Genomic DNA, 6173 nt, shown 5'->3' on the forward strand with positions numbered 1-6173 from the left:
TTTATAACAGATTTAAACAATATGAATTAATATATTAAGAAAAGTAACTATACTAAAATCTAAACAATAATATAATTGATTTTTATAGAAAAATAGGCATAATTTAAACAGATATTAATTAAAACAATCAAAAAAAATCAAATTATAATTAAAAACGATGAAAATAAGTGAGTATAATAAAAAATAAGCCCGAAAAAAGAAAAAAAAGAAATGTAAAATATATATTTTACATTTACATCATTGGAGGCATTCCACCCATTCCTCCAGCAGGAGGCATTGGAGGCATACCACTTGCATCATTACCGGATTCATCAGGTCCGGTAGATTGCAATGCATTTCTAGCAGCAATCATATCATCAATACGTAAAATCATTTCAGATGCTTCACCAGCAGACTGAAGTGCTTGGATTTTAACTCTTAAAGGTTCGATTACACCAGCATCTTTCATGTCAACGACTTCACCGGTAAATACATTGATTCCAATGAATTTGGATTCTTCATGAGCTGCTTTTAAATCTGCAATCAGGTTAATTGTGTCTAAACCTGCATTTTCAATTAATGTTCTAGGGATAACTTCTAATGCTTCAGCATATTTTAAGATAGCTAACTGTTCCCTGCCGCTTACAGATTCACCGTATTCCCTTAACTGTTTGACCAAATCGATTTCACATGCTCCACCACCGATGAGAACTTTACCTTCTTCGATAGTAGCTGCAACTACACCTAAAGCATCGTCTAATGCTCTTGCGATTTGTTCAGTTACATAACGGGTACTTCCTCTTAAAACAATGGAGGATGCTTTTGGATTTTCACATTCTTCAATGAAGGTCAATTCATGGTCAAATAATTTGTCAAGATATACGTGACCTGCACTACCTAATTTATCAGGAGTTAAATCTTCAATGTCAGTTACCAGTTTTGCACCGGTAGCTTTTTGAATTCTTTCAATATCAGATTTTTTAACTCTTTTGAAAGCCATAATTCCGGCTTTTTTCAAGTAGTGTTCTGCCATGTCGTCAATACCTTTTTGACAGAATAAAACGTTTACACCTGAATCTATGATTTTGCCGACCAAGTCTTTAATCATTTGTTCTTCCTGTTGGAGGAAAGCTTCAAACTGATCAGGACTGGTTATGTCAATTTTAGTATCAGTGTTAATGTCTTTGAGCTCAATAGGATATTTCATGATAGCGATTTTTGCATTTTCAACATCTTTTGGCATGTTTTTGGATAAAGGTGCTTTATCTATTACAACACCTTCTGCTAAAAATGAATCTTCTACTGAATCTCCGGAAACCCTTTGAATGTTGATGTTGTCAATATCGGATTTTCCATCCTCTTCGATTCTTAAAGCAGCTTTTACAACAATGTCTGCTAAATGATCTTTTGCATAGTCTGAACCTTTACCGCTCATTGCAGTTACTGCTACTTTTTTAAGAGTTTCTTCATCGTCAGCATCAATAGCAATTCCGTTTAAAAGTTCAACAGCTTTAGCGGTTGCATTCCTAAATCCTTTTACAACAACAGATGTTGCAATTCCATCATCTAATAATTCTTCAGCTTTAGCTAATAATTCACCTGCAATAACTACAACAGAAGTAGTTCCATCTCCTACAATATCTTCCTGTTTTTTAGCAGTTTCAACAAGCATTCTGGCTGCAGGTTGATTGATTTCCATTTCTCTCATGATAGTTGCACCGTCATTGGTAACAGTAACGTCACCTAATGAGTTAACTAACATTTTGTCCATACCTTTAGGACCTAAAGTGGTTCTTACAATACCGGATAATACTTTAGCTGCTGTAATATTCATTCTTAAAGCATCTCTTTTAGTATATCTTTCAGTCCCTTCGGGAAGGATAAATATTGGTTGATTTGCCATTTCATAATCACCTTAAATTTTTTAATATAAAACAATATAAAAGGAAACATTTTATACATATATAATATAAGTAAGGATAATATAAAAATATTACCCATTAATCTAACTTTTGGTGTGTTAATGTACGAAGAAATAATAAATGAAATCAGGTCTAATTTAGGTGAAAATCCTGATTTGAACAAACAGTATTTATCATCACAGATTGAAAAATATGTAGACCATCCCTACAACAAAGAGATAATCAAGGAAATCTCCCGCATGATGTGGGATTGTCTTAGCGAAGATGAAAAAAACGAATTTATTGAAATATCCGATAATGAAAATCCGATAATGGATATTTTAAACGACATTTCCTATGATATAGAAAGTGGAGAATATAACACCGCATTAGAAAAATTAGGCAAATTCATGGAAAGTTTTCCGGGAATGTTTGAAGATGATAAAGTAAGCGAATATCACTTTTTCACAAACCCCCTAGAAGAAATATTATTCAACACATATATTGGAACTAAAAAGACTTTAAGATACATTCCAGACAACCAGCCACTGTTGGATTTATACTACATCTACGGATTTTTGCTTCTTGAAACAAAACAATACGAAGAAGCCGAGACATATCTGAAAAAAGCTATTAAGATAAATCCCGTTTCTTCAAGAATACTGTTGGAGCTATGTGAGATTTACAAAGTTCACACCTATACATACAATAAATATTACATGTACGCAACTGATGCCCTTAAATATGCATATTATCCTCAAGACATTGCAAGATGCTACAGGACACTTGGCTATTATTATGTCGAAGAAGATCAGCTTGAAACCGCATTTGCACTATTCAGATACAGCATGAACTTTGAATTAAGCCCAATAGCATATTCAGAAATCAATTACATCAAAAACAAAAATCCCAAAGTCGATTTGACTCTGGAAGAAAGTATCAATATTCTTAAGGATAAAAATATCCAGATTGGTGCAAATCCATTTATTTTAACCACATTGAATGAACTTATTGAAGAATACGAAGAAAATAAGTTATTTAACCAGGAATTATATTTCCTTAATCTTAAATTTGACATTACGAAAGATGAAGAGACATATGAAAAAATCAAAAATATTCAAAACCTATTATAGTTTCGATAACGGACAGTCAAATCAGTGATTTAAGAGAGTATATAATTTAAAAGTAAAAATGAGTTAAAAAAAGCATGTCAGATTAGTATTTGGAATCCAGTTTTTCAAATACTTTTTTAACATTTACTTTTGTCTCAAAACATCCTGTTTTTTCAAGCAATACCCCCTGAGGGCAGAAGTCGGACAAAAGCATCATCATCTGATTTAAATCTTCATGGCATGCCACACCAAGTACGGCCTGGAATTTGTTTTCCATAACTATCTTTTTAACAAAACTTGAACCCGGAACTATATATAACTTATATCCTAAAGGTTCGGATTTCTTTTTGATGACTCCAATGGAACATAATCCGCATTCAGTACAGTTAAGGCCTTCCTTTTGAAGTGTTGCAGGACAATCCCCATGCCTCAGGCAGTGAGGTAGAAATATCAGTGTTTTTTCAGCAGGAATCTTTTTGAATTTTTCCTTGTTGATTTCATCACGGACTTTAATGGCAATGTCGTCAATGATATTGTCGTCAAATTTTAAAAAGTGAGCAATAGTCTTCAGTGGAGAATAGAGCAAATCAACTATATACAGCAGGAATCTCGGGAATTTTATCTGGTTTTTCTTTGCAATCAGAACTCCTAAAATAAGCACTATAATCATTAAAATGAGTATTATACCAACTACAAGAACCACTAACTGCCCTAAAAACATATAAAATGAATCAACAAATAACATTTTTCAACCTAAAATTTTTCTATTGAATAATCATCGAATTGGCGGTTTAATTTAACGCCGGTCGGTGTTTTGACGATTTCAAGTCCTGACAGACTGTCGCAGGAACACAGCACATTCTGTTCCGGATGGGTACCCGGAGTTATGTTACAATTCAGATTTACTTCATCTCCAATTGATATGACAGTTTCCAAACGTTTGGTTGATGGATGATCCTTGTTTAAAATTACTAGAGGGGATGATTCTTCACGGCTGAGGTAAGCCTGTGAACGTATTGCCCTTTTGTCTTTCTTAAAATTTGATACAGCAATAATGTCATCAGATTCCAAAAACTGAACTATTTCCTCGTTGTCTTGGGTGGCTATAAAAAGCATCTTATTTTCATAAGCCACTTTAACTATGCCGACCATCCCGGTTTCACCTTCAATAAATAGAATTTCATCGTTTTTAAAATCAATGTTCATAAAATCACTAAAAAAAAAATAAAATAGAGTAAATTTTATTTACTCTGCAAGCTCAACGTTGTCACTTTGACAAGAAGGACAAACTACTTTTTTTCCGATACCTTTAAAGGTATTTCCACAGTCTTTACAATGGTATTTTTTTGTTTTTAATTTTTTCAAATCAATATCGGCCATTGGCCCTCCACTAGAACACATCTTAAATCACCTGTTAAATATCTGAAGATAATTCTTGGTATGTATACTATTATGAGTGAGGATTTCCAAGTTATCCCAGATTATATTCCTGTTTGTTAATATTCCAACAATTATATTGTAGTTAAATGTCATATAAATAAGTTTATGATTGACCACCTATATTCAATTTAATTTGTAACAATTCAATATGAAATCAGTCTAAAACTCATTTAAATAAATATACTATACTTTTGATATTATACTTTTGCCACATCATTTAAAATGTCCTGGTTCCTCCATGAGTTAAGCATTTTCATAATCTGACTATAAAAACCTTTCAATCTTCCTTGTGTAAACATCTCAGGATATTCATCAATAAGATCTGGAATAGTCCTCCCCATTAAATATTTAACCCTAATATTCTCGAGCAGGTTAGAATCAAACTGACCCAACTGTGTTAACTCATTTTCTATTCGATTAATCAAACCCTGTAGACTATTAGGTAAATTGTTAGCATTATTAAAGATAGCATAATAAGGAGTTATATGCTTATCACCTGCATTAACTTTTTTATGATTTAAAATTTTATACTCCACTGAATTAAGTATACTATTAAGTTTCGGAATGAGCCCTTCTGCAACAGTGTTTTTATTTGAAAATTCTGCGTTGAGTTTTAATTGAAGAATCTCATTCATAAGATTATAACATCTAAGAGCGGTTAAGTTATTTAATAAATCCAATTCTTCCGGATATAATACAACATTCTTACTGCCAAACATGATTTTATTCTTTAAAATCAAGGACAATATTAAATTATATCTGGCGAGATTTTTAGTTCCAAATTTAGATGTGCCTCCTTCAAGTGAAATGAGATCCAGGTAATCAGCCATTATTTTGACATTAAAGTTTTGTTGGAAATTCAAAGTCAAGATTTCAACAAACATTGTAAAATCAGGTTCATCTAAAACAAAATCCCCATCATAGTATTTGAAAAATTCTTGACAAATTTTGCTAACTATCTTTTCTTTAACTTCCTTTTTAAGACTGCCATCTTTATTTAATCCTCGAACAAGTTCATTTTCTAACTTATACTGATCATGCACATGGAGATTCATTAGAGCAATTAACAAAGTTCTTGTAAAATTGGCCGCATCTGAACGTAAGCTAACATTATAGGCCTTTTCAAAACCTGCAAGGTAACAATTTATCCTATCCTCATCTGTTTTTAAACTAGAGAAAACCTTAAGCAGGTTCCTCATGGCGTTAAATTCATTTTGAATGTTTTTATAGAAGTCCTGGAAAAATTTATCCTCCATGCCTTTTGGAATTTTGTCCTGTATAGAATAAAAATATTGAGCCGGCCCTTTACCGTTGAAAAACTTATCAGTAATATATTGATATAAACCTTGATTCTTTATACCAATATAAGCCATTTCACTAAAAATTACACTTTTAATTGTTTCAGCATCACTATTATCAAGATTCCTAAGGAAATCAACAGGGCTACTGTCAAAAAAGTTAAATGTACTATCATTTAATAAAATTATTTGCATATCATACATACCATTTTCAAAATCGTTTCTAAATTCCATTTCCTTTTTAAAAGATTCCGAATTTTTGAATACATTAAAGTAATTGTAAGCATATGTCTTTAGACGGTTATATAAATTAACATATTCCTTAAGAGATAATTCAGATAACCTGCTTAAATCAGCCTGGAATAATTTAGAAATACTATCATGCAAATTAGGGAAAAATATTCTAAAACTCCTTAAATGAGTATTAATAGTAGATTTCACTT

Annotated in this window: 6 protein-coding genes; 1 reads left to right on the plus strand and 5 read right to left on the minus strand. The window is 31.9% G+C overall.

Annotated features, from left to right (window positions below; translation table 11 throughout):
• Positions 1-232 precede the first annotated feature (232 nt).
• A complete protein-coding gene (thsA, locus tag ACKI2P_RS03265; protein ID WP_407374971.1) occupies positions 233-1882 on the minus strand; it encodes a thermosome subunit alpha in 1650 nt (549 codons plus the stop codon).
• 120 nt (positions 1883-2002) lie between these two features.
• Here thsA and ACKI2P_RS03270 point away from each other — a divergent pair, with 120 nt between their 5' ends.
• Complete coding sequence (locus ACKI2P_RS03270) at positions 2003-3013, plus strand: tetratricopeptide repeat protein (RefSeq protein ID WP_407374973.1); 1011 nt, start codon at positions 2003-2005, stop codon at positions 3011-3013.
• 82 nt (positions 3014-3095) lie between these two features.
• Here ACKI2P_RS03270 and ACKI2P_RS03275 read toward each other — a convergent pair whose 3' ends face one another.
• The 4 genes from ACKI2P_RS03275 to ACKI2P_RS03290 form a co-directional block, all read right to left on the minus strand.
• Positions 3096-3737: a DUF116 domain-containing protein gene (locus tag ACKI2P_RS03275; RefSeq protein ID WP_407374975.1), complete on the minus strand. Its 642-nt coding sequence runs from the start codon at positions 3735-3737 to the stop codon at positions 3096-3098.
• 8 nt (positions 3738-3745) lie between these two features.
• On the minus strand, positions 3746-4198 hold the full coding sequence (locus ACKI2P_RS03280; RefSeq protein ID WP_407374977.1) for a hypothetical protein: 453 nt from the start codon (positions 4196-4198) through the stop codon (positions 3746-3748).
• 39 nt (positions 4199-4237) lie between these two features.
• Positions 4238-4393, minus strand: a complete 156-nt coding sequence (locus tag ACKI2P_RS03285) for a hypothetical protein (protein WP_407374978.1) — start codon at positions 4391-4393, stop codon at positions 4238-4240.
• A gap of 236 nt (positions 4394-4629) precedes the next feature.
• On the minus strand, positions 4630-6173 hold a 1544-nt coding region (locus tag ACKI2P_RS03290; protein ID WP_407374980.1), incomplete at its 5' end, for a hypothetical protein.

Source organism: Methanobrevibacter sp., assembly GCF_045541095.1.
In the GTDB taxonomy this organism is placed as follows: domain Archaea; phylum Methanobacteriota; class Methanobacteria; order Methanobacteriales; family Methanobacteriaceae; genus Methanocatella.